Raw genomic sequence first — 22,000 nt, 5'->3', positions numbered from 1 at the left:
CGGCGAGAGTGGGAGTGTCCAGCCGTCTGCCCGTCAGGAGGCCGCCATGGCCACGCCCCAGGTCCCGACCCCGCTGTTGGAGGGTCCGCTGCAACGGCTGGCCCACGCCGCCTGGCAGGCCCTGCTCGCGGCGGGGCTCGCCTCGCTGATCCTCGGGGTGATCGTCTTCGCCTGGCCGGAGCAGACCCTGCGGGTGGTCGGTGTGCTGTTCGGCCTGTATCTGGTGATCATCGGGGTGGTGCAGCTGGTGGCGGCCTTCGGCACCCATGCGGCGACCGCGCTGCGGGTGCTCGCCTTCATCAGCGGGGCCCTGTGCGTGCTGCTCGGGCTGCTCTGTTTCCGCAGCGCCGCGCAGTCGCTGCTGCTGCTCGCCCTGTGGATCGGGATCGGCTGGCTCTTCCGGGGCATCACCCAGATCGCCGCCGCGGCCTCCGATCCGGACATGCCCGCGCGAGGCTGGCAGGCCACGGCCGGCGCGTTCAACGCGGTGGCCGGCGTGATCCTGATGGTGTGGCCGGCCCCCTCGATCACCGCGCTGACCATTCTGACCGGCTGCTGCCTGGTGATTCTCGGCCTGCTGGAGATCGCGACGGCCGTCCGGATCCACCACAACGCCAAGCATCTGCCGGCCGGCGTCTAGAGGCTCCACCCGCAGCGGGGCAACCACAGGGGCACGAGGAGCTGCGCGAAACGGCAGGCTACAGGAGGTTGCGTTCCGATCTCGCGCAGTTGCTCGCGCCCCTTGTCGTTGCCCCGCTGCGCGAGTGTCCGGGGACGTCAGCCGTTCTCGCCGGGCGCGGCGGACTCGGACCTGGGTACGGGCTCGACCGGGCGGAAGTGGGCGACCCTCGGCGGGTGTTCCAGGTAGCCGAGCTCGCCCTCGGCCCAGACCGGCCGGATGCGCCACATCGGCCCGGCGTACCCGCGCACCGCCTCCTCGTCCCGCCAGCGGGTCACCACCAGGACGCGGTGGTCGTCCTCGTTCACGGAGCGCAGCAGTTCGACGCCCTCGAAGCCGTCCGTGTCCCCGAACTCCGTCAGCACCTGCCCGGTCAGCACGGCGCAGAACTCGTCCAGCTTTCTGGGCACGACCGGCGCCGACCAGATGCGGATGATCATGGCTACCTCCCTGCTACCGCCCTGCGAGGAGAGCTCCTCCCATTATCCGTTCGGCCGCGCGCAGATTGCCGACCTCACAGGGCCGTCCGAGACTCGGAATCGCCCGGCCGAGACGGCCGGGCGACACCCGAGGAACGGAAAGGGGCGCATCCCCATGGCGGTCTGTGCGGTCTGCGGCAACGACTACTGGCTGGCTTTCGAGGTCAAGACGGTCACCGGCGACAGCTACATGTTCGACAGCTTCGAGTGCGCGATGGAGAAACTGGCGCCCCGCTGCGAGTACTGCCAGGTGCGGATCGTCGGCCACGGCGTGGAGGTCTCGGGCAAGTTCTTCTGCTGCGCGAACTGCGCCCGCCGGGACGGCGGCCTGGGCGAGCAGATCCGCGACGCGGTGGGCTCCCACCCGGCTCGCCCGGCCTGACCGTCACACCCGGGCGTGCGAGGTGATGTCGGCGGTGAACTCCTCGATCAGCGCGGGGGTCACCGTCGGCCTGCACTGGGCGATCGCGGCGAGGTAGTCGTCCGTGGTCGCCCCCGCCGTGTCGGAGGCGCCGTCCCCCAGGTCCCGTTCGAAGGCGGCCTGGGCGGCGATCCGGGCGGCGTGCTCGATGTCCGCCGGCGTGAACAGCTCGCTCGCCCCGACCAGCACCGACAGGTCCACGTCCGAGCGAGTGGCAGCGTAGCGGGACCAGATAGCGGTGCGGGCGGCGGCGTCCGGGGTGCCGATCGGGATCAGGTAGTCGAAACGGCCCGGGCGCAGGAAGGCCGAGTCGAGCGAACGGATGGAGTTGGTCGCGCAGACCAGCAGCCGCTCCTCCCCCTCGCGGAAGCCGGGTATGAGCTTGAGCAGCTCGTTGGTGACCCCGTGCATCCCGGACGGCGCCCCCTCGCCGCGCATCGGCGCGATCTCCTCGACCTCGTCGATGAAGACCAGCACCCGCTCCAGCTCGGAGATCCGGGCGAAGGCCGTGCGCAGGGCGGCGGCGAGGTTGCCCTCGTCCGCGAGCCGGGAGGGCAGCAGCTCCACGAACGGCCAGCCGAGCCGGGAGGCGACGGCCCGGGCGAAGGTGGTCTTGCCCGTGCCGGGCGGGCCGAACAGGGCGATCGCGCGCGGCGGCCGTACGCCGTGCCGGGCGGCCCGCTCGGGCTCGGCCAGCGGCAGCACCACCCGGCGCTCGATGAGGTTCTTCTCGGCCTCCATGCCCGCCACCTTGTCCCACAGGTCGCCGGACAGCAGACGGCCGCCGAGCTCCTCGAGCAGGTTGGCGGCCGGGCCGGTCGGCGGCTCGGCCTTCTCGAAGTACGCGACCGCCGGACGTCGCGTGTACCCGGCGTTGCGCAGCCCCTCGCCGAGGAGCTCCTCCTCGGGCAGCACGTACGCGATCCGGCGCACCCGCTGCGCCAGCAGGCGGCGCTCCAGCTCGCGCAGCAGGGCACTCGCCAGGCCGCGTCCGCGCCAGCCGGGTGCGATCGCGATCCGCATCACCCAGGCGCGGTCCCCCGCGACATGGGCGAGCGCGGCGCCGATCGGGGCGCCCTGGCTGACGGCGACCACGGCGGGCTGACGGGAAGTCAGGGCGGTGATGCACTCCGCGAGGGAGAAGACCGACTCCTGGCCCAGCTCGGCCGTGGTGTCGATCAGGTGGACGACTGCTGCGAGGTCGTCCTCGCGATAGTCGTGGATCAGCCATGCGTTCATGACCTGCTGCACCGGGACCGCCTCTCGAATGACGTGGTGGTCCCGGAACGCTAAGGGGCGGCGGCTCGCAGCGGCCCGCGCCGGAACGGACAAGCCGGGCGGGCAAACCTGACGAATCGCCGGTGGATCAGGGTGCCGTGAACGTGAACGGCAGTGACCTGACCCGGTTGTCGAAGTTGGACGGGATCAGCTCGGGCTCGCCGGCCGAGCGGACGTCCGGCAGCCGGGTGAGCAGCTCACGGAAGAGCACCTTCATCTCCTGGCGGGCCAGGTACGCGCCGAGGCAGAAGTGCGGGCCGCCGCCGCCGAAGCCGAGGTGCGGGTTGGGCGAGCGGGTGATGTCGAAGGCGTCGGGGTCGGTGAAGACCGCCTCGTCGCGGTTGGCGGAGCCGAAGAACAGTACGACCTTGTCGCCCTTGGCGAGGTGCGTCCCGTTCAGCTCGTGGTCCACCGCCAGGGTGCGGCGGAACTGGATGATCGGCGTCGACCAGCGGACGATCTCCTCCACCGCGCCGCCGAGGTGGGTGTCGAGGTCGGAGAGCAGCAGGGCGCGCTGCTCGGGGTGCTCGGTGAGCAGGTGGAGGCCGTGGGCGAGGGCGTTCCTGGTGGTCTCGACGCCGGCCACTAGGAGGAGGGAGAAGAAGGCTCCCAGCTCGCGCGAGTTGAGGTGCTTGCCGTCGACGTCTGCGGTGACCAGCGCGGAGATCAGGTCGTCGGCCGGACGGCGCCGCCGCTCCCGGCCGATTGCGGCGATCACGCCCTGCATCCGGGCGAGGGCACGCAGGCCGCGCCCGGGGACGCGCAGTCGGCTGCGGGCGACCCCGGTGTTCTCGGAGGCGTGGTTGATCTGCTGCAGGATCTCGCGGCGCTGCTGGTCGGGGATGCCCATCATGTTGCAGATGACCTGGTAGGGCAGCTCGGCGGCGACGGCCGGCACGAAGTCGTCCGGGTTCCGCTCGATGACCTCGTCCACGATCCGGGTGGCGACCCGGCGGATGTCCTCCTCGACCTTGGCGATCAGGCGGGGCGTGAAGGCCCGGGAGACGATCCGGCGCAGGTCGGCGTGGCGCGGGTCGTCCAGGTTGACCATGGAGTCGCCGAACAGCGCCCGGACCCAGCGGGCCGGCTCGGGGGTGGTGACGCCGGGGGCGCTGATGAAGACGTCCGGGGTGCGGCTGGCCTCGACCACGTCGGCGTGGCGGACGAGGGCGTGGAACCCCTTGCCGGTGCGGGGGTCGGTGAAGCGGACCGGGCTCTCGAGTGCGCGGAGCCTGGCGAAGGCGGCGGCCCGGTCCGGGGCGGGGAGCTGCCAGAAGTCCGGGTCCGCGAGATCGACCCCGGCCGACTGTACGGTGATGCCCGCCGATGCACTCATGACGGCAGTTATCGTGCAGATATCGACGGAATGTCAAATTTCACCGAAATCTATTACTTAATTACTTTCGGAGGAAGTCGGGAGTGTCTTCCGTCTCCTCGTCCTCCTCCACCGGCGCGAGGTCGCGGGCCAGCAGCGTCGCGCCCGCCACCGCGCCGGGCATCGCCAGTACGGTGATCAGCGGGACCAGGAACAGCAGTACCAGCGGCGCCCCGAAGCCGAGCGCCAGGCCGAGCCTGCTTCGCAGCAGCCGCAGCCGCTCGCGTTGCGGGAAGCCCCGGCGCTGCAGCGCCACGGCGGTCAGCTCGGCGGCCAGGAAGTAGCCGGACACGCAGACACCGATGGCCGGAACGACGGTCTGCCCGACCACCGGGATGAATCCGCAGGCGAACAGCAGCACGCCGATCGCGACCACCCGGAGCAGCACGCGGATGCTGTCCTTCGCCGAGGTCACCAGCTCGCGCCAGAGCGGCACGTCGGGCGCCGCCGGGGCGCCGCCCTCGGTCTCGTCCACCTTCTCGGCGAGCGACTCGTAGAACGGCTGGCCGACCAGCAGCGTGACCGCCGTGAAGGTGACCACCGCCAGCAGCGCCCCGCCGCCGACCACGGCCACCGCGAACACCCCGCGCACCAGACTCCGCCACGGCGAGCTCCAGTCGTCGGCGAAGGGCGTCGCCCAGTCGACCAGCTCACCCGACCACACGACCAGCGCGGCCATCGCCGCCACGTACCCGACCAGGGTGATCAGCGCCGGGATCATCCCGAACCCCCACCACCGGCCGTGCCGGGCCACCCACTTCTGCCCCTTGATCAGATAACCCAGCCCCGTGGCAAAATCTCGCATGTCCAGAAGCCTAGACGGCGCCACCCGGCGACCGGGCGGCCGGGAGCCCCTCGGGCCGGAGGCTCCGCCAGTGGACGGGCAGCTGAGCAACCACGACGGGGGCGCGGTCCCGGCCGCCTTCGACCGGGACCGAGTCCGCCCGGCGGTGTACGGATTACGTCGAATCGTGGACGAATGTTCGACGCGGATGATCCTATGGTGCAGGCGTGGGCAGCCGTGCCCGCCGGAGCTGAGCTGAGGGGAGATCACCAGCCGTGCAGGACAGCAGGTTAGGACGACGGGGGTTCCTTCGGACGGCCGCCGCGGGGGCCGCGCTCCCGGTGGTCGGTTCGGTGGCGATGCCCGCGGAGGCGGCCGGGACCGGCCGGGAGGACGGCGCCGCAGCCGGGACCGGGACGGTGTTCCGGTGGCTGGGCAACGCCGGCTGGCGGATGGACGCCGAGGAGCGGACGGTGCTCTTCGATCCGTACATCACCCGCTTCGACACGGGCCTGGCGAAGGGTGTCTTCAACCCGCGTACCGAGCTGACGACCAGGGGCGATCTGGTGGACCAGCACGCCGGCGCCGCGGACCTCGTCCTGGTCAGCCACAGCCACTGGGACCACTTCAACGACGTCCCGTACATCGCCAAGGCCACCAAGGCGCCCGTCGTCGGCACCCAGACCACCTGTCACCTCCTCACGGCGCTGGGCGTCGACCCGGCGCAGCTCGTCGTGGTCAAGGGAGGCGAGGTGCTGGACTTCGGCTTCTGCGTGGTCGAGGTCGTGTCGAGCCTGCACAGCCGCAACCCGAAGCACCGCTATTTCGCACCGGGCACCCTCACCGCCCCGCCCGCGGTCGCACCGGCCACCATCTCCGACCTGCCGGAGGGCGACACGCTCGCCTTCCAGGTGCGGTTCGGCGGCGGCCCGGCGGCCTTCCTGATGGGTGCCAGCGACTTCGTCGAGCGCAATGTGGCAGGTCTGCGGCCGGACGTGGCGATGATCGCCGTCCAGAACAGCAAGGCGACGCACCGCTACCTGCCCCGGCTGCTCAAGGCGCTGGACCTCCCGAGGACCGTCGTCCCGGTGCACTGGGACAACTTCGAGACGCCGCTGACCGATCCGGCCGTCAAGGATCCGGCCGCCGACCTGGCCGGATTCCTGACCGAGGCCCGGCAGGCGGCGCCACGTTCCCGGGTGGTGGTGCCCGAGCACCTGACGCCGCTGCGCTTCTGACACTCCGATGCGCTCGGGCGAGGCGGCGGGACAGAACGGGGTGAACCGGATAATTTGTGGGTCGACGCGGTGGTTGTCATCCCGGGAGACCCATGTCATCGAATCAGGCTGCGCCCGGCGTCACCGCGTGGCAGGTACTGAGGACCCCCAAGATCTGGGTGGTCCCGGTGATCGTCATCGGCCTGGTGACGCTGCTGCTCTCGCTGATCTACATGGGCGGCATCCTCGATCCGCGCGGCGACCTGCACCGGATGCCCATCGGTCTGGTGAATGCCGACCAGGGCGCCACCGTGGCCGGCCAACCGACGAATCTGGGCGCACAGATCACCACCGCCATCGCCGGTTCACCCGACCCGCACGGCCAGGTCTCCTGGCGGCTGCTGGACGAGGCCGAGGCCAAGGAGGGCCTGGCCTCGGCCAAGCTGTACGGGGTTCTGGAGGTGCCCGAGGGCTTCACCGCGTCCGTGGCGGCGCTGGGGGCCACCGGGCAGCAGACGCCCCCGCGGCCGACCATGACGGTGCTCACCAATCCGGGCGCGGGCAGCCTGGCCTCCTCGCTGGCCAACTCCATCGCCCAGCAGGCGGCGCACACCGCCTCGCTGCAGCTCGGCGCCACGCTCACGAGTGGCCGGCAGGCCCAGGGAGCGACAGCGACCAACGCTGAGCAGCTCCTCCTGGCGGACCCCATCACGGTCAATGTTGTGGTCGGCCATCCGCTCGGCACCCGCAGCGGCCTGGGGCTGACCGCGTTCTACTACACGCTGCTGCTGGTCCTGGCCGGATTCCTGGGCGCCAACGTGATCAGCAACAGCGTCGACGTCGCCCTCGGGTACACGGCCAATGAGCTCGGCCCGCTGCGCACCCAGCTGCCCACGGTGCCGATCAGCCGGACCCAGACGCTCGCGATCACCTCCACGATGTCGGTCGTACTCTCCGTGCTGACGTCCAGCCTGGTGATGCTCGCCAGTGTCGGATTTCTGGACATGGACGCCTCGCACCTCCCGCTGCTGTGGATCTTCTCGGTCTGCGCGACGGCCGCGGTGGGGCTCGGCGTCCAGGCTCTGCTCGCCGCGTTCGGCGGGATCGGCCAGCTGGTCGCCATGTTCGTGTTCATCGCGCTCGCGCTGCCCTCCTCGGGCGCCACCATCCCGCTGCAGGCCCTGCCGGACTTCTACCGGGTGCTGTCCGAGTTCGAACCCATGCGCCAGCTCGCCGACGGCGTCCGCGCGATCCTCTACTTCGACGCCCAGGGCGACGCGGGCCTCACCCGAGCCTGGATCATGATCTCCGTCGCCGTGGTGGCGGCCCTCGTCTTCGGCTTCGGCATGACCACCTACTACGACCGCAAGGGCCTGCACCGCATCGTCCCCGAACATGCGGAGCCGCCCGTCGCGGCCACGGGGAAACCGTAGGTTAACTGCTCGGCAATGCGCCGGGGCACAACGGGCGCAGGACGTACGGAACGTACGCACCCATGCGCCCGGATACGTACGGCCCGTACGTTGGCGCCGGTGCGTGCGGGGCCGAGATTTAGGGCATGACGACAGCCCCCACGCGCGGGGACGACGGTACCTCCGTCAGTGACCCCGCAGACCTGAACGCCGACATCACCGCCTACGGTTCCCACGTCCTCGCCGTTGAGCCGACCGGCGCCGAGCCGATCCCCGAAGAGGCCCGGCACGGCAGTCCGTTGGGGCTGCTGTGGACGTGGCTCTCGCCGAACATGGAGTTCGCGACCATCTACATCGGCGTGATCTCGGTGCTCTTCTTCGGCCTCGGCTTCTGGACGGCCAGTGCCGCTCTGCTGCTCGGCACGGCCGTCGGCTCGGTCACGCACGGGTGGCTCAGCGCGTACGGGCCGCGGTTCGGCGTGCCGCAGATGGTGGCCGGCCGGGTGGCGTTCGGGCGGTGGGGCAATGCGCTGCCGGCCGGGCTCAACGCGGTCGGCGCGGGCCTGGGTTGGTTCGCCGTCAACAGCGTCTCCGGGGCCTTCGCTCTCAGCACGCTGTCCGGGATGCCGACGCTGTTCTGCCTGGTCCTGGTGGTGATCGCGCAGATCGCGGTGGCGTATCTGGGGCACAACTTCGTGCACGGCTTCGAGAAGTACGCGCTTCCGCTGCTCACCGTCGTCTTCCTGGCGGCATCGGCGGTCACCCTCGGCAAGGCGCACCTGGGCGGTGCGGCCGGCACGGCGGGCGGCTTCGGCGGCTTCATGCTGGCGTTCAGCACGGCCTTCGGGTACGCCGCCGGGTGGAACCCCTTCGCCGCCGACTACACCCGCTACCTCCCCTCGACCGCACCGCGCTGGAAGGTCATCACCTACCCCGCGGTGGGCGTCTTCGTCGGTGTCTCCGTCCTCGCGGTGGTCGGCGCGGCCTCGGCGACCATCGTGAGCGGCGAGAAGAACCCGACCGCCGCCTTCACCGGCCATCTCCCGGGCTGGCTCGGCAACTTGACGCTGCTCGCCATCATGCTGGGCGCCATCTCGGCGAACGCCATCAACATCTACTCGGCCGGCATGTCCTTCGTGTCGCTCGGCCTGCGCCGTCTGCCGCGCGGTCCGGTGGCCCTGGTGATCGGTCTGCTCGGCTTCCTGGTCGCGTGGAGCGGGCTGAGCGACGCCGGGCACTCGTACGAGGCGTTCCTGCTGGTGATCGCGTACTGGGTGGCGCCCTGGCTGGCCGTCGTCTTCGTCGACCAGTGGCTGCGGCACCGGGCCGGGGGCACGGACGAGGCGGCGGGCGAGCGGATGGCGGACGCCTCGTACGAGGTATGGGCCGGACCGGTGTCGATGCTGGCCGGGACGCTGGTCTCCGTCCTGCTGTTCAGCAACCAGGAGCAGTTCACCGGCTACGTCGCCAAGGCGGCGCCCTCGATCGGGGATCTGACCTGCGTGGTCGGCTTCGTGCTGACGGCCCTGCTGTACGCGGGGCTGCGGCGGGTACCGGGGTTGGCACCCTCGCGCTGACCGGCGCGCAGCAGGCGGTGGGCGCAGGTGGCGAGCAGCAACTCGCCCTGCAGGTCCGGGTCGTCGACCTCGGTGCCGAGCAGCAGTTCGATCCGCTCGAGGCGTTGGTAGAGCGACTGCCGTCCTATGTGCAGCAGGGCGGCGGTACGGGTCGGCGAGCAGCCGTTGCGCAGGTGGACCTCCAGCGTGCGGACCAGGTCGCTCGGGTGGCGGGCCTCCCAGGCCAGCAGCGGGCCCAGCGCGTCGTCGGCGAGGCGGGCCCAGCGTTCGGGGCCGCCACTGCGGGTGAGCTCGCGTTCCAGGGTGAGCGCCCGTGCGGAGGTCACGAACGCCTCGCCGGAGCGGGCGGCGGAACCCGGCTCGGCGGGCGGGACGGTGACGGCGAGTTCGAGGGTGGTCCTGGCCTCCCGGAGGGTCTCGCCGTACCTGTCCCAGCCCGCCTCGGCCGGCACGGCCGGGCCCAGACCGACGACCGCCCCGGCGGGCGCCGCCTCCAGCAGGGCGGTCCGCACGGCGCGGACGGCGTCCGGGCCCGGCGGGACGCCGATCAGGGCCAGCAGGGCACCGGGCAGCTCGGCGAGGAGCACCGGGCCCTGGGCCGCCTGGCGCAGTGCCGGTTCCGGCAGCTCGCGGGCGGCGAGTCCGATCAGGCGGGTGCCCGGCGCGGCGCGGAACCCGGCCAGCTCGGCCCGGGCCGCCGCCTCCGCGCGGCCGACCGGGACGGCGTCGGCCAGGTCGGCGAGGAGCGCCGCCGCATGGGCGGCCCGGTCGGCGCCCGGGGCGGTGTGCGCGGTGTCGCGGTAGCGGCGGGTGGTCCGCTCGGCCAGCGAGAGCGAGACGATCGCGGTGTTCACCGCCTCGGCGATCCGGACGAACGGTACGACGCGGCGCAGCGCCACCAGCGGCAGGCCCACCCGTTCGCTCTCGGCGACCACGGCCTCCGGCATGGTCGGCAGGGCACGGCCGACCTCGATGAACACGGCGGCCACACCTCTGGCGGCCAGCTCGCGGACGTACGTCCGCTGCTGCTCGGCGGAGGTGTGCGCCAGCCCGTAGCCGTTGGTGAGCAGCAACTCGCCGCCGTAGAGGAAGGCGTAACCCTCGTACACCTCGCTGGAGTGGACCCAGCGGACCGGCCGGTCCAGTGCCGCCCGCCCGGCCAGCAGGACGGGCGAGGCCGGGCCGAGCACGTCGAAGGCGAGGATCTCGCGGAGGGTGAGTGCGGTCATCGCGGGCTCCCGGCGGGCATGGCGGGCTCATTGGTGGGCGCCTGGGAGGGTACGTTCCGGACATTGCGGTGATGTTTCCGTCGAGGAGAGTCGACGAGAGAGGCCGAGGTGAGGCAGTGGATCCCCAACAGATGCTGGCCGTGGCGGTCGAGGAGGCCCGGGCCGGGCTGGCGGAGGGCGGCATCCCGATCGGTGCCGCGCTCTTCGGTCCGGACGGCGAGGTGCTGGGGCGCGGGCACAACCGCCGGGTGCAGGACGGCGATCCGTCGATGCACGCGGAGACGGCGGCCTTCCGCGCGGCGGGCCGGCTGCGCGGGTACGGACGGACGACGATGGTGACCACGCTGTCGCCCTGCTGGTACTGCTCGGGCCTGGTACGGCAGTTCGGGATCGGACGGGTGGTGGTCGGCGAGGCGCGGACCTTCACCGGTGGCCACGACTGGCTGACGGCCAACGGCGTGGCGGTCACGGTGCTGGACGACCCCACGTGCGTCCGGCTGATGGAGGACTTCATCACGGCTCGACCCGAGCTGTGGTTCGAGGACATCGGCGAGTAGCCGAGGCGGTCTCAGGAGGCAGTGTTGAGCGAGGTTCGGATCCCCACCATCGACCTGGGCACATGGACGACAGGTGACGCGGCCGCGCGTGAGCGGATCGCCCGCAGCGTCGACGAGGCGCTCGGCCGGGCGGGGTTCCTGCTGATCACCGGGCACGGGGTGACGGAGCAGGAGCGCGAGGAGGTGCGGGCGGCAGCACGGGAGTTCTTCGCCCTGCCGCTCGAGGTCAAGCAGAAGTTCGCAGTGGCGGTCGGCGGCCGGGGCTGGCTGGGCCAGGGCGCGGAGGCCAACGGCTACTCGGAGGGGACCGAGACACCGCCGGACCTCAAGGAGTCCTGGACGGTGGGCGCGGAAGCCGGCACCGGGGACGCGGAGTTGGACGCGTTCTGGTTCCAGCGGAACGTCTGGCCGAGCACGGAGGCACCGCGGCTCCAGGCGGTGGTCGAGGGGTACATGGACCGGATGCGGGCGGTCGCGGACGAGACGCTGCGGCTGCTCGCGGCGGCGCTCGGTCAGGCGGAGGACTTCTTCACCCGGCACACCGCCGCGCCCACCTACACGTGCAACATCAACTGGTACCCCGGCGTCGGCGTGGTCGGCGAGCCGCTGCCGGACCAGTACCGGATCGGCCCGCACACCGACTTCGGCACGGTGACGCTGCTCGACCGGCAGCAGGGCAAGGGCGGACTGCAGGTCTGGACGGAGCAGCAGGGCTGGGCCGACGCCCCGTACGACCCGGCGGCGCTGACGGTCAACATCGGGGACCTGATGGCCCGTTGGACGGGTGACCGGTGGCGGTCGGGCCGGCACCGGGTGCTGCCGCCGTCGCCGCACGCACCGGAGGAGGAGCTGATGTCGCTGGTGTACTTCTACGAGTGCGACCCCCACACCAGGGTGGCGCCGCTGCCCGCGCCGGTCGGGCGGGTCGCGTACGAGACGGTCGACTCGACGGAGTACCTGAAGGCCAAGCTCGACGCGATCACCGTGGCGTGAACACGGACGCGCCCGCGGGTCGCCCTCCTGGGAGGGGACCGGCGGGCGCGCCCGGTGGTGGCGGTGCGGTCAGGAACGGGCCTCGGAGACGGCGGCGCCGAGCGCATCCTTGATCCGGGGACCGAGGCGGGCGAAGCCCAGCTCCTTCATGGTGGCGCGCAGCAGTTCGTCGTCGGTGCGCTCGACGAAGTCGCTGTCGATCCACCGGACGAGCGCGGTCAGCTCCTCCGGGGTGTACGCGGTGATCGGGCGGCCGGGGGTGAGCTCCGGCTTCTTCGGACGGCGCACGCGCTTGGGGCGCTCGGCCTCGGCCTCGGCTTCGGCAGCCGGCTCGGCCTCCGCGACCGGTGCGGGCTCCACGACCTCGGCGGCCTCGGGGACCTCGGCAACCTCGGCAACCTCGACGGTCTCGGGGACCTCGACGGTCTCCGGGATCTCCGCGACCTCGGGGGTCACAGCGGGCTCGGCGACCGCCTCGGGCTCGGGCTCGGATTCGACGACCAGGGGCTCCTCGACGGCGACGGGCTCCTCAGCGACGACCTCCGCCGTCACCGTCGGCTCCACCTCGGCCTCGACCTCAACGGCCTCGACCTCGACCTCAGCCTCGACGGCCTCAGCGACCTCGACCTCGGCAACCTCAGCCTCAACCTCGACGGCCTCGACCTCAGCCTCGACCGCCTCAGCGACCTCGACCTCGATCTCAACCTCAGCCCGCGGCCCCGCCGCCAGCGCCTGGCGCGCGGCCTCCACGCCACCGTCGGCGGCCTCGGCACCCACGTGCCGGTCGTACGCGGCGGTCGCCGCCTCGCGGTCGGCCTGGCGTTCGGTCAGCTCGGCCAGCAGGTCCTCCAGGCCCTGCTCGGCGAGCCCGGCGCGCAGCGAGCGCAGCGTGGGGAGCCGGTAGAGCGTCCCCTCGTCGGCGGCCAGCCGGTCGACCAGTTCCGCGAGCTCGCCCAGCGGCAGCGACTCCAGGTCGCGGCCCGGCAGCAGCCGCCCGAGCGCCCGCACGGCCTGACCGAGCGCGTCGACGGCCTGCGCCGCCTCGGCCAGCTTCGTGGCATCGCCCGCGACCGTCGGCCGTGCGCCGTCGGTGGACGCCGTCAGCGCGGCCCAGTCCGCACGCTCCGCTGCCGCCGCGGCCAGGGCCTCGTGCAGGTCGACCCGGCGGGTGCGCGAGCCGAGGGCGAGGGTCTTCGCCTGGGCGCGCAGCGCGCGGCGCCGGCTCCAGGAGAGCTTCACGCCCTGCTGCTTGCGCCACCGTGCGCCGGCCGTGGCGGCGGTCAGCGCGTCCAGGTCCGCGTCGTAGGCCTCGGCGCGCAGCCGGGCGGAGGTGCCCTGCACACGCTGGAGGACGCCGACGACCAGGCTCAGCCCGGTCAGGGTGTCCGGTTCGTCCAGATCGCCCTCGGGCGTCAGCCCGCTGACGGCGGCACGGGTCGCCAGCACGTCGCCGCTGCGCAGCTCGGCGAGGACGGTGGAGGCGGCCCGGGCGTCCTCGGGGCTGCCGATGGCGTCGGCGGCCGCGTACCAGGGGTGGGTGTCGGCGGCAAGCGTGAAGCCGCCCAGGTCGGCGTACCGGCCAAGTTCCTCACGGGGGCCCGGCAGGGCCTCGCCGTCGGGCGTGGCCGCTGGGTCAACCGGCGCGGCGTCGGCGTCGTTCAGGTAGCGCACAGTCATGGTGAAGTCCGGTTCGTGGCAGGGCAGGCAGGGGACGGGACACGGGAGTCCGGCGGAGCGGGCGGGAGGAGCAGGGAGCCCCGCGCGGACGCCCAGGATACGGGTGGCCGTTCGAGGCGTGCACGTACCCGGTCCGGTACGGCCCACCGTGGCGCGGTCAGGGCGGTTTCCCAGGTGGCTTGACGGGCGGCCGCGCCGGGTGGTGTGCCACCAGGTAGGCCAGGTCGCGCAGCGTCACCGGGGGCAGGAACTCGCGTACCAGGCGCCGTTCCCACCAGGCACCGGTCGTACGCAGCGCACGCCACGTGGTGAACCGGTAGTGGTAGAGCAGCGCGCGGACATGGGCAGGTGGTTCGTCCGGGAAGGGGTTCCGGTGCAGCAGCTTGAGCGTGACCGGATCGTTGACCAGCAGTCTCGCCATGAAGGGGGCGAACCAGGATCGTGCGTACACCGGGGAGATGCCGGCGAACCACATCAGCCAGTCCAGCCGCAGGTGGTACGGCGCCACCTGACGCGGCATCCGCCTCGGCTCGGTGGGCTTGCCCTTGAAGCCGTACTCCTGCCAGACCGTCCCGGCGCCGAGCACCGGCTCCGCCGTGCCCTCGACCACCACCTCCAGGCGCAGCCGGTTGACGGAGCCGAACGCGCCGTACGCGTTGACCAGGTGGAGCCGGTTGAACGAACGGTTCATCAGCTGGCGGCGCGAGACCAGATTGCGGGCCGGCCAGTAGCTGAGCACCACGACCAGGACGGTCAGCGCGAGCACGAGTACCTCGAACCAGAGCGGCTCCGCGTGGAAGGCGGGCGGGTCCGGCAGCGGGAACAGTGCCGAGGCGGACGGTGCGTCCACGACCGAGAGGGCCAGGGCGATGGTCAGCCAGTTGAGCCAGGCGAAGTTTCCGGAGGTGATGAGCCAGAGCTGGGTCGTCACGACCAGGGCGGCGGCCACGCTCGCCACCGGCTGCGGCAGGAAGAGGGCGACCGGCACCACCAGTTGGACGAAGTGGTTCGCCGCCGCCTCGACCCGGTGGAGCGGGCTGGGAAGGTGGTGGAAGAACCAGCTCAGCGGGCCCGGCATCGGCTGGGTCTCGTGGTGGTAGCGCAGGCAGGTCAGGTCGCGCCAGCAGCTGTCGCCCCGCAGCTTGATCAGGCCCGCCCCGAACTCGACCCGGAACAGCAGCCAGCGCAGCAGCCACATCACCAGCACGGGCGGTGCGACCCGTTCGTTGCCGAGGAAGGCCGCCAGGAAGCCGGCTTCCAGCAGCAGGGACTCCCAGCCGAAGGCGTACCAGGTCTGGCCGACGTTGACGATCGACAGGTAGAGCACCCACAGCACGGCCCAGAAGGCCATCGCCACGCCGAGCGGGACATGGTCCCCCGCCCCCGCGAGCACGGCGGCGGCGAGCGCGGTACCCGCCCAGGACACGGCGGCGAAGGTGCGGTCCGAGTAGTGGAGATGGAAGAGGCTGGGCGAGGCGCGCATCGGCACCTGGGCCACGAAGCGCGGGACGGGCAGCATGCCGTGCTCGCCGATCAGTGCGCGGAACTGGTTGGCCGCGGTCAGAAACCCGATCAGGTAGAGGGCGGCGATCAGCCGTTGGAAGACCGCTCGGGCCAGCCAGTACTCAGGTGCCGCGAACCACTCCACGACGGCTGCTCCTCCCACGCACCGTCCATGCGTACCACCTGCCCGCGCGGCGCCGGGACGCGCCGGGCGGTGGGCGGGTCCGGTTCAGCCACTCGGCCGACCGTGGGCGGGGCGCGCCGCGTCCGGATCCGGTCGCGGCCACAGGCGGCCCGACGAGGGATCTCGCGCTTTGCGGCGCGATGTGGTGCCATACGCCGTACAGCACCAATTCCGGGAGAAGCACATGACAGCGGCGTCACGGCAGTCCGCCTCCGACCCCTCCTGCCCCACCGACCTCTCCGTCTCCGGACCCACCGACCTGGCCCCCGCCCGGGTACGGACCTCCGGCACCGTCTGGGCCGCCCTCGGCATCGTCTACGTGGTCTGGGGCTCCACCTACCTCGCCATCCGCGTCGCGGTCGAGACCATGCCGCCCTTCCTCTCGGCCACCGCCCGCTTCATCACGGCCGGTCTGGCACTGGCCGCGCTGGTCGCCTGGAGGCAGGGCCCGTCGGCGCTCCGGGTGAACCGGCGTCAGCTGGCTTCGGCCGCCGGCGTGGGCCTGATGCTGCTGCTCGGCGGCAACGGGCTGGTCGTCCTGGCCGAGCAGGACGTGCCGTCCGGGCTGGCGGCGCTGCTGGTGGCCGCGGTACCGCTCTGGGTCGTCCTGCTACGCCGGGCGGCAGGGCAGCGCACCCCGGTCATGACGATCGGCGGGGTGCTGCTGGGTCTGGTCGGGCTCGCGGTGCTGACGGCGCCCGGGCTGAGCGGCGAGGTGCGGCTGGCCGGGGTGCTCTCGGTGATCGGGGCGACGCTGATGTGGTCCGGGGGCTCCTTCCTGGCGTCCCGGCTCGAGATGCCCGCCAACCCGTTCGCCGCCGGCGTGTACGAGATGATCGCGGGCGGGCTCGGCTGCCTGGTGGTGGCCGCTCTCCGGGGCGAGCCGCAGGGGCTGGACCTGGCCACGATCTCGACCCGGTCCTGGGTCGCGCTCGCCTACCTGGTGGTCTTCGGCTCGCTGGTGGCCTTCACCGCGTACGCCTGGCTGCTGCAGTCGGCCCCGCTGCCCCTGGTGTCGACGTACGCGTACGTCAATCCGGTCGTGGCCGTCTTCCTGGGCTGGCTGGTCCTGGCCGAGCCGCTGACCTGGCCGATCCTGCTGGGCGGTGCCATCGTGGTCGCCGGGGTCTGTCTGGTCGTCCGTACCGAACGCTGACCGCCGAGGCCGGCCCGGGGAGGAGTCACCCGATGGCGTACACACCGTTCGGCAGCTGGACGGTGGAGGAGGCACTCACCGTCGACGCGCCGGACGGCTCGACCGTCCGGCCGCTGGCCGCCCTCGCCGGGCTCGGCAGTCTTGCTCGGTTCGAACTGGCGCCGGGGGCGGTCTCCCGCGCCGTCTCGCACGCCACCGTCCAGGAGATCTGGTACGTCACCCAGGGCACCGGCTTGATCTGGCGCCGCCAGAACGGCCTGGCGGAGGTGACCTCCCTGCGCCCGGGCACGGCCGTGACCATCCCGCTCGGCACGGCCTTCCAGTTCCGCGCGGACCAGGGCGGCTCGCCGCTGCAGATCGTCGCGGTGACCATGCCGCCCTGGCCGGGCACCGACACCGAGGCCCGCCGTGAGCAGGGCCCCTGGGATCCCGTCAGCCCGTGACGCCGGGCAGGGGCCGGCCGCGTTGAAGAGTTGTCGCTGCCACACATCCAGCGCCGGAGACCGAGCAGCTCGGTGCTCCATAAGGTAACGACTTGGCGCACGACGCCCGACCTGATGGTTTAATTCTTGACGCCAAGTCGGCGCGGCAGCTTGACTCCCTCCTCAGCCGCAACGTTGCGGCGAAGTCAGGGAGGCACCACCCACCATGAACGCAATGACGCGTCGCACCATCGTCGGCATGGCCGCTGTGTCGATGGCGCTCACGCTGGCCGCCTGCGGCCAGGACGGCGGCGCAGCGAAGTCGGGCTCCGCCAGCAGCAAGATCGTCGGTCTGCTGCTGCCCGAGAAGTCCTCTTCCACCCGGTACGAGTCCTTCGACCGGCCGCTGATCGAGTCCTCGATCGCAGGCCTGTGCACCAAGTGCACCGTCGACTACGCCAACGCGGACGGCGACGAGGCCACCCAGAAGCAGCAGTTCGACAACCTGCTCGCCAAGGGCGTCAAGGTCATCCTGCTCGACCCGGTCAACGCGAAGAGCACCGCCTCCTGGGTCGACGCCGCCGCCCGCAAGGGCACCAAGGTGATCGCGTACGACCGGCTGGCCGCCGGCAACGTGGCCGCGTACGTCTCCTTCGACAACCAGCGGACCGGCGAGCTCCAGGGGCAGGCCCTGCTCGACGCCCTCGGGTCGAAGGCCGGCAACGCCGACATCGTCATGATCAACGGTTCCGAGGCCGACCCGAACGCCGCGATGTTCAAGGCCGGCGCGCACAAGGCCCTGGACGGCAAGGTCAAGAAGATCGTCTACGAGCAGTCCGGCGAGTGGAAGCCCGCCGTCGCCGCCCAGAAGACGAACGAGGCCATCCACAGCCTCGGCAAGGACGGCTTCCAGGCGGTCTACTCCGCCAACGACGGCATGGCCGCCTCCGTCATCGAGACGCTCAAGAGCGCCGGCATGAAGAACATCCCGGTCGGCGGCCAGGACGCCTCGATCGACGCCGTCCGCCGGATTCTCGCCGGCGAGCAGGCATACACCATCTACAAGCCGTACAAGCCGGAGGCCGACGCGGCCGCCAACATCGCCGTCTACCTGCTGAAGGGCCTGGACATCACCTCGGTGGCCAGCTCGATCTCCGACAGCGAGGGCGGGGCCAAGATTCCGTCCATGCTGCTCTCCCCGATCGTCGTGACCAAGCAGAAGGTGGCCGCCACGGTGATAGCCGGCGGTCTCTACAAGGCGGCGGACATCTGCAACGAGCAGTACGCGGACGCCTGCAACGCGGCCGGGATCAAGTAGTCCCGGCCGGTTGCCGGCACACCGTCAGCCCCGGGTGCGCTGGGTGACGGCGATGCAGCCCAGCACCGCGAGCGCCGTCACAGGCGCCGCGGTGGACGGCTGCTCGCCCAGCACCAGCGCCGCCCAGACCAGGGTGAGCAGGGGCTGCGCGAGCTGGAGCTGACTGGCCTTCGGGACGCCGATCACGGCCATGCCCCGGTACCAGAGCACGAAGCCGCCGAACTGGGAGACCACCGCCAGGTACGCCAGACCCGAGAGGGCCTGCGCGGTGAGGTGGACCGGCTCGGCGGGGAGGGCGAGCAGCGTGGTCAGTACCGTCACCGGCAGCGCGGCCAGCACGCCCCAGGCGATCACCTGCCAGCCCGGCAGCTCGCGCGCGAGACGTCCGCCCTCCGCGTAGCCGGCCGCGCAGACGAGCAGCGCGCCGAAGAGGTACAGGTCGGCGAGGGACGGGCCGCCGTGGCTCTGCTGCACCGTGAAGCCGAGCACGGCGACGGCGCCGACCAGCGCGGCGCACCAGAAGGTGCGGGACGGGCGGGCACCGGAACGGACGGCCGAGAACACGGCGGTGGCCAGCGGGAGGATGCCGATGACGACGGCCGAGTGTGCCGTCGACGAGGTCCGCAGGGCCAGCGTGGTGAGCAGGGGGAAGCCCACCACGCAGCCGCCGGCCACCGCCAGCAGACCCGGCCAGTGCCGCCGCGCGGGCACCGGGACCCGACGCGCGGTCAGGCAGACGGCGGCGACCGCTGCGGCCAGCACACCGCGCAGACCGGTCGCCGTCCACGGGCCGAAGCCGTCCAGCGCCCAGACCGTGGCGGGGAAGCTGAAGGAGAAGGAGAGCACGGCGAGTGCCGAGAGGGCGGTGCCGCCCACCGCTATCGTGCTCGGCCGAATAGCGCTATCTTGTGCTGTCATGCACGAGCGTAGCAGTGTGGCCGAACTGGCGGACATCCTCCGTAGGGAGCTCGACCGCTACTCGGTCGGTGAGAAGCTGCCGTCGAGCCGAGCCCTGACCGAGCGACACCAGGTGAGCCCGGTGACCGTCTCCCGGGCGATCGCCGCCCTGGTGACCGAGGGACTGGTGGTCTCCCGGCCCGGTGCCGGTGTCTTCCGGGCCGAGCCGCGCGGCGCCGCCCCCGCGCCCAGGGACGTCTCCTGGCAGGAGGTGGCGCTCAGCGCCGAGGCCGGCCGGGTGCCGGCCCGGAGCACCGACGCCTCCGGGGTCCTCGGCGCGCTGGCCGTGCCGCCGCCCGACATCGTCGACCTGAACAGCGGGTACCTGCACCCGTCCCTCCAGCCCGAACGTGCCCTGGCCGCCGCGCTGGCCAGGGCCGGCAGGCGGCCGGGAGCCTGGGGCCGACCGCCCGTCGAGGGCCTGACCGAGCTGCGCGCCTGGTTCGCCCGGGACATCGGAGGGGACCTCGGCGCCTCGGACGTCCTGGTCACGGCGGGTGGGCAGAGCGCGCTCACCACGGCCATGCGCTCGCTGGTCGCTCCCGGCGCACCCATCCTGGTCGAGTCCCCCACCTACCCCGGCACGCTGGCCGTCGCCAGGGCCGCCGGACTCCGGCCCGTCCCGGTCCCCGTCGACGGCGAGGGCGTCCGTACCGACCTGCTGGCGGACGCCTTCGCCGCCACTCACGCCCGGGCCTTCGTCTGCCAGCCGCTGTTCCAGAACCCGACCGGCGCCGTGCTCTCCGCCACCCGCCGGCGCGAGGTGCTGCGGATCGCGCGGGCGGCCGGAGCCTTCGTGATCGAGGACGACTTCGCCCGCCGGCTGGTCCACGCCGACGCCCCCGCACTCGCTCCGCCGCTCGCGGCCGAGGACCCTGACGGCGTGGTGGTCCACGTCCGCTCGCTCACCAAGGCCGCCTCGGCGAGCCTGCGGGTCGGCGCCGTCACCGCGCACGGTCCGGCGCTGGAGCGGATGCGGGCCGTCCAGGCGGTGGACAGCTTCTTCGTCCCGCGCCCGCTCCAGGAGACCGCCCTGGAGCTGGTCGGCTCGCCCGCCTGGGCCCGGCACCTGCGCGAACTCGCGACGGCGCTCGAGGAGCGGCGCCGGGCCGCCGTCGGCGCCCTGCGCCGTACGCTCCCCGAGCTGCTCGGGCCGCAGGTCCCGTACGGCGGCTACCACCTCTGGCTGCGGCTGCCGGACGGCACGGACGACGGCGCGCTGGCCGCCGCCGCGCTCAGGGCCGGGGTGGCGGTGACCGCGGGCCGCCCGTACTTCGCCGCCGAGGCACCGGCCCCGCACCTGCGGCTGAGCTACGCCTGCACCCGGAGCCCGGCGCAGGTCATCGACGGCGTCGAGCGGCTGCACCGGGCGTACGAGGGAGAGCGGTGACCATCCGTCGGTGTCAGGCGCCGCCGGTACGGGAGCGGTGGGCGGCGATCAGTTCGGCGTAGCGGCGGCCGCTGGTCTTGATGGTACGGCGCTGGGTCGGGTAGTCGACGTGGACCAGGCCGAAGCGCTTGTCGTAGCCGTACGCCCACTCGAAGTTGTCCATCAGCGACCAGGCGAAGTACCCGGCCAGCGGGGCGCCCTGCTTGACGGCGCGGGCGCAGGCGGCGAGGTGCTCCTCCAGGTAGGCGGTGCGCTCGGGGTCGTGCACCCGGCCGTCCGGGGCGACGGTGTCGTGGTAGGCCGAGCCGTTCTCGGTGACGTGGATCCGCCGGGCGCCGTAGTCGTCGGTGAGACGCAGCAGCAGCTGCTCCAGGCCGTCGCCGTGCACCTCCCAGTCCATCGCGGTACGGCGCGGGCCTGGCCCGGGGACCTGGCGGATGTACGGGGCGGCGCCGGACGGGTCGTCGGCGACCACGAAGCGGAAGTAGTAGTTGAGGCCGAGCCAGTCCAGCGGGGTGGCGATGGTCGCCAGGTCGCCGCCCCGGACCGGCAGGTCGACCCCGTACAGCTGGGTCATGTCCTCGGGGTAGCCGCGCCCGTGGATCGGGTCCAGCCACCAGCGGTTGGTGTGGCCGTCGGCGCGCCGGGCGGCGGCGCGGTCGGCCTCGCTGTCGGTGGCCGGCTCGCACGGGCTGAGGTTGTTGACGATGCCCACCCTGACCCTCGGGTTGGCGGCCCGCAGGGCCTGGACGGCGAGGCCGTGGCCGAGGTGCAGGTGGTAGGAGGCGCGGACAGCGGCGGTCAGATCGGTCAGGCCGGGCGCCATCCTCCCTTCCAGGTGGCCGATCCAGGCGGAGCAGAGCGGCTCGTTGAGGGTGGTCCAGTCGGTGATCCGGTCGGCGAGGCGGTCGGCGACCACGGCCGCGTACTCGCCGAAGCGCTCGGCGGTCGCGCGCTCGGGCCAGCCGCCGCGGTCCTGCTGGGCCTGTGGGAGGTCCCAGTGGTAGAGGGTGGCGAAGGGGGTGATCCCGGCCTCGAGGAGGGCGTCGGTGAGCCGGTCGTAGAAGGCCAGCCCCGCCGGGTTGACCCGGCCGTCGGCCTCGGGGACCACGCGCGGCCAGGCGATCGAGAACCGGTAGGCGCCCAGGCCGAGTTGCCGCATCAGCGCAATGTCCTCGGGCCAGCGGTGGTAGTGGTCGCAGGCCTCGTCGCCGGTGTCGCCGTTGTCGACCGCCCCCGGGGTGTGGGAGAAGGTGTCCCAGATGGAGGGCGCTCGGCCGCCTTCGCCCACCGCGCCCTCGATCTGGTACGCGGCGGTGGCCGCGCCCCAGACGAAGTCGTCGGGGAGAGCGCTGAGGTCGTCCACGGCATGCCTTTCGACGGGGGTCACTC

Annotated in this window: 20 protein-coding genes; 11 read left to right on the top strand and 9 right to left on the bottom strand. The window is 72.4% G+C overall.

Translation table 11 applies throughout. From position 1 onward, the window contains the following. Positions 1 to 46 precede the first annotated feature (46 nt). Positions 47 to 640: an HdeD family acid-resistance protein gene (locus tag FB465_RS27885; protein ID WP_246192870.1), complete on the top strand. Its 594-nt coding sequence runs from the start codon at positions 47 to 49 to the stop codon at positions 638 to 640. Between the two features lie 137 nt (positions 641 to 777). On the opposite strand, the gene FB465_RS27880 is transcribed toward FB465_RS27885, so the two are convergent. Further along, a complete protein-coding gene (locus tag FB465_RS27880; protein ID WP_145794901.1) occupies positions 778 to 1,119 on the bottom strand; it encodes an antibiotic biosynthesis monooxygenase family protein in 342 nt (113 codons plus the stop codon). 154 nt (positions 1,120 to 1,273) lie between these two features. Between FB465_RS27880 and FB465_RS27875 the strand changes: the two genes are divergently transcribed. Further along, positions 1,274 to 1,540 carry a Prokaryotic metallothionein gene (locus FB465_RS27875; RefSeq protein WP_145794900.1) on the top strand — a complete coding sequence of 89 codons (267 nt, stop codon included), beginning with the start codon at positions 1,274 to 1,276 and terminating at the stop codon, positions 1,538 to 1,540. Positions 1,541 to 1,543: 3 nt separating this feature from the next. Here FB465_RS27875 and FB465_RS27870 read toward each other — a convergent pair whose 3' ends face one another. The 3 genes from FB465_RS27870 to FB465_RS27860 all read right to left on the bottom strand — a co-directional run bounded on the left by FB465_RS27870 (position 1,544) and on the right by FB465_RS27860 (position 5,037). Then, the gene (locus FB465_RS27870) at positions 1,544 to 2,818 is read right to left on the bottom strand and encodes an ATP-binding protein (RefSeq protein WP_145794898.1); all 1,275 of its coding nucleotides are present in this window, start codon (positions 2,816 to 2,818) and stop codon (positions 1,544 to 1,546) included. Between the two features lie 127 nt (positions 2,819 to 2,945). Then, a complete protein-coding gene (locus tag FB465_RS27865) occupies positions 2,946 to 4,193 on the bottom strand; it encodes a cytochrome P450 (protein ID WP_145794896.1) in 1,248 nt (415 codons plus the stop codon). Positions 4,194 to 4,254: 61 nt separating this feature from the next. Next, entirely contained in the window at positions 4,255 to 5,037 is a 783-nt protein-coding gene (locus FB465_RS27860) for an EI24 domain-containing protein (RefSeq protein WP_145794894.1), read from the bottom strand. 338 nt (positions 5,038 to 5,375) lie between these two features. Here FB465_RS27860 and FB465_RS27855 point away from each other — a divergent pair, with 338 nt between their 5' ends. The 3 genes from FB465_RS27855 to FB465_RS27845 all read left to right on the top strand — a co-directional run bounded on the left by FB465_RS27855 (position 5,376) and on the right by FB465_RS27845 (position 9,222). Beyond that, entirely contained in the window at positions 5,376 to 6,254 is an 879-nt protein-coding gene (locus tag FB465_RS27855; RefSeq protein WP_145797638.1) for an MBL fold metallo-hydrolase, read from the top strand. Between the two features lie 92 nt (positions 6,255 to 6,346). Beyond that, on the top strand, positions 6,347 to 7,666 hold the full coding sequence (locus FB465_RS27850) for a DUF3533 domain-containing protein (protein WP_145794892.1): 1,320 nt from the start codon (positions 6,347 to 6,349) through the stop codon (positions 7,664 to 7,666). 125 nt (positions 7,667 to 7,791) lie between these two features. Continuing rightward, positions 7,792 to 9,222, top strand: a complete 1,431-nt coding sequence (locus FB465_RS27845; RefSeq protein WP_145794890.1) for a purine-cytosine permease family protein — start codon at positions 7,792 to 7,794, stop codon at positions 9,220 to 9,222. Here the strand turns inward: FB465_RS27845 and FB465_RS27840 are convergent. Then, the gene (locus FB465_RS27840; RefSeq protein ID WP_145794888.1) at positions 9,105 to 10,451 is read right to left on the bottom strand and encodes a PucR family transcriptional regulator; all 1,347 of its coding nucleotides are present in this window, start codon (positions 10,449 to 10,451) and stop codon (positions 9,105 to 9,107) included. The two genes, FB465_RS27845 and FB465_RS27840, sit on opposite strands and share 118 nt — an antisense overlap. A 131-nt stretch (positions 10,452 to 10,582) precedes the next feature. Here FB465_RS27840 and FB465_RS27835 point away from each other — a divergent pair, with 131 nt between their 5' ends. Both FB465_RS27835 and FB465_RS27830 read left to right on the top strand, forming a co-directional pair. After that, positions 10,583 to 11,008, top strand: a complete 426-nt coding sequence (locus FB465_RS27835; protein WP_211786016.1) for a nucleoside deaminase — start codon at positions 10,583 to 10,585, stop codon at positions 11,006 to 11,008. Positions 11,009 to 11,032: 24 nt separating this feature from the next. Further along, complete coding sequence (locus FB465_RS27830) at positions 11,033 to 12,001, top strand: isopenicillin N synthase family dioxygenase (protein ID WP_145794885.1); 969 nt, start codon at positions 11,033 to 11,035, stop codon at positions 11,999 to 12,001. Positions 12,002 to 12,070: 69 nt separating this feature from the next. Here the strand turns inward: FB465_RS27830 and FB465_RS36015 are convergent, their stop codons facing one another. Together FB465_RS36015 and FB465_RS27820 are read right to left on the bottom strand one after the other, a co-directional pair. After that, on the bottom strand, positions 12,071 to 13,678 hold the full coding sequence (locus FB465_RS36015; protein ID WP_170290702.1) for a hypothetical protein: 1,608 nt from the start codon (positions 13,676 to 13,678) through the stop codon (positions 12,071 to 12,073). A gap of 157 nt (positions 13,679 to 13,835) precedes the next feature. After that, positions 13,836 to 15,326, bottom strand: a complete 1,491-nt coding sequence (locus FB465_RS27820) for a lipase maturation factor family protein (RefSeq protein WP_145794883.1) — start codon at positions 15,324 to 15,326, stop codon at positions 13,836 to 13,838. A 223-nt stretch (positions 15,327 to 15,549) separates the two neighbouring features. Here FB465_RS27820 and FB465_RS27815 point away from each other — a divergent pair, with 223 nt between their 5' ends. The 3 genes from FB465_RS27815 (at position 15,550) to FB465_RS27805 (ending at position 18,261) form a co-directional block, all read left to right on the top strand. Then, the gene (locus FB465_RS27815; RefSeq protein ID WP_145794881.1) at positions 15,550 to 16,521 is read left to right on the top strand and encodes an EamA family transporter; all 972 of its coding nucleotides are present in this window, start codon (positions 15,550 to 15,552) and stop codon (positions 16,519 to 16,521) included. A gap of 32 nt (positions 16,522 to 16,553) precedes the next feature. Next, on the top strand, positions 16,554 to 16,964 hold the full coding sequence (locus FB465_RS27810; RefSeq protein WP_145794879.1) for a cupin domain-containing protein: 411 nt from the start codon (positions 16,554 to 16,556) through the stop codon (positions 16,962 to 16,964). A gap of 205 nt (positions 16,965 to 17,169) precedes the next feature. Further along, positions 17,170 to 18,261 carry a sugar ABC transporter substrate-binding protein gene (locus FB465_RS27805; RefSeq protein WP_145794878.1) on the top strand — a complete coding sequence of 364 codons (1,092 nt, stop codon included), beginning with the start codon at positions 17,170 to 17,172 and terminating at the stop codon, positions 18,259 to 18,261. A gap of 24 nt (positions 18,262 to 18,285) precedes the next feature. Here FB465_RS27805 and FB465_RS27800 read toward each other — a convergent pair whose 3' ends face one another. Further along, positions 18,286 to 19,179: a DMT family transporter gene (locus tag FB465_RS27800; protein ID WP_145794876.1), complete on the bottom strand. Its 894-nt coding sequence runs from the start codon at positions 19,177 to 19,179 to the stop codon at positions 18,286 to 18,288. Between FB465_RS27800 and FB465_RS27795 the strand changes: the two genes are divergently transcribed. Beyond that, positions 19,178 to 20,608 (top strand): aminotransferase-like domain-containing protein, encoded by a 1,431-nt coding sequence (locus FB465_RS27795; RefSeq protein WP_145794874.1) that lies wholly within the window; start codon positions 19,178 to 19,180, stop codon positions 20,606 to 20,608. The two genes, FB465_RS27800 and FB465_RS27795, sit on opposite strands and share 2 nt — an antisense overlap. Positions 20,609 to 20,621: 13 nt before the next feature. Here the strand turns inward: FB465_RS27795 and FB465_RS27790 are convergent, their stop codons facing one another. After that, positions 20,622 to 21,974, bottom strand: a complete 1,353-nt coding sequence (locus FB465_RS27790) for a GH1 family beta-glucosidase (protein WP_145797637.1) — start codon at positions 21,972 to 21,974, stop codon at positions 20,622 to 20,624. Positions 21,975 to 22,000 lie beyond the last annotated feature (26 nt).

It is taken from the genome of Kitasatospora atroaurantiaca (assembly GCF_007828955.1).
Taxonomy (GTDB): domain Bacteria; phylum Actinomycetota; class Actinomycetes; order Streptomycetales; family Streptomycetaceae; genus Kitasatospora; species Kitasatospora atroaurantiaca.
The sequence above is the reverse complement of the archived record's forward strand: the minus strand, read 5'-3'. Positions and strand labels throughout refer to the sequence as shown.

Bases quoted from the DNA above. Each gene is read 5' to 3' on its own strand.
- FB465_RS27810 (WP_145794879.1), top strand. From the start codon at position 16,554: ATGGCGTACACACCGTTCGGCAGCTGGACGGTGGAGGAGGCACTCACC.
- FB465_RS27815 (WP_145794881.1), top strand. From the start codon at position 15,550: ATGACAGCGGCGTCACGGCAGTCCGCCTCCGACCCCTCCTGCCCCACC.
- FB465_RS27880 (WP_145794901.1), bottom strand. From the start codon at position 1,119: ATGATCATCCGCATCTGGTCGGCGCCGGTCGTGCCCAGAAAGCTGGAC.
- FB465_RS27800 (WP_145794876.1), bottom strand. From the start codon at position 19,179: ATGACAGCACAAGATAGCGCTATTCGGCCGAGCACGATAGCGGTGGGC.
- FB465_RS27860 (WP_145794894.1), bottom strand. From the start codon at position 5,037: ATGCGAGATTTTGCCACGGGGCTGGGTTATCTGATCAAGGGGCAGAAG.
- FB465_RS27845 (WP_145794890.1), top strand. From the start codon at position 7,792: ATGACGACAGCCCCCACGCGCGGGGACGACGGTACCTCCGTCAGTGAC.
- FB465_RS27840 (WP_145794888.1), bottom strand. From the start codon at position 10,451: ATGACCGCACTCACCCTCCGCGAGATCCTCGCCTTCGACGTGCTCGGC.
- FB465_RS27865 (WP_145794896.1), bottom strand. From the start codon at position 4,193: ATGAGTGCATCGGCGGGCATCACCGTACAGTCGGCCGGGGTCGATCTC.
- FB465_RS27855 (WP_145797638.1), top strand. From the start codon at position 5,376: ATGCCCGCGGAGGCGGCCGGGACCGGCCGGGAGGACGGCGCCGCAGCC.
- FB465_RS27870 (WP_145794898.1), bottom strand. From the start codon at position 2,818: ATGAACGCATGGCTGATCCACGACTATCGCGAGGACGACCTCGCAGCA.
- FB465_RS27795 (WP_145794874.1), top strand. From the start codon at position 19,178: ATGCACGAGCGTAGCAGTGTGGCCGAACTGGCGGACATCCTCCGTAGG.
- FB465_RS27835 (WP_211786016.1), top strand. From the start codon at position 10,583: ATGCTGGCCGTGGCGGTCGAGGAGGCCCGGGCCGGGCTGGCGGAGGGC.
- FB465_RS27805 (WP_145794878.1), top strand. From the start codon at position 17,170: ATGAACGCAATGACGCGTCGCACCATCGTCGGCATGGCCGCTGTGTCG.
- FB465_RS27875 (WP_145794900.1), top strand. From the start codon at position 1,274: ATGGCGGTCTGTGCGGTCTGCGGCAACGACTACTGGCTGGCTTTCGAG.
- FB465_RS36015 (WP_170290702.1), bottom strand. From the start codon at position 13,678: ATGACTGTGCGCTACCTGAACGACGCCGACGCCGCGCCGGTTGACCCA.
- FB465_RS27885 (WP_246192870.1), top strand. From the start codon at position 47: ATGGCCACGCCCCAGGTCCCGACCCCGCTGTTGGAGGGTCCGCTGCAA.
- FB465_RS27850 (WP_145794892.1), top strand. From the start codon at position 6,347: ATGTCATCGAATCAGGCTGCGCCCGGCGTCACCGCGTGGCAGGTACTG.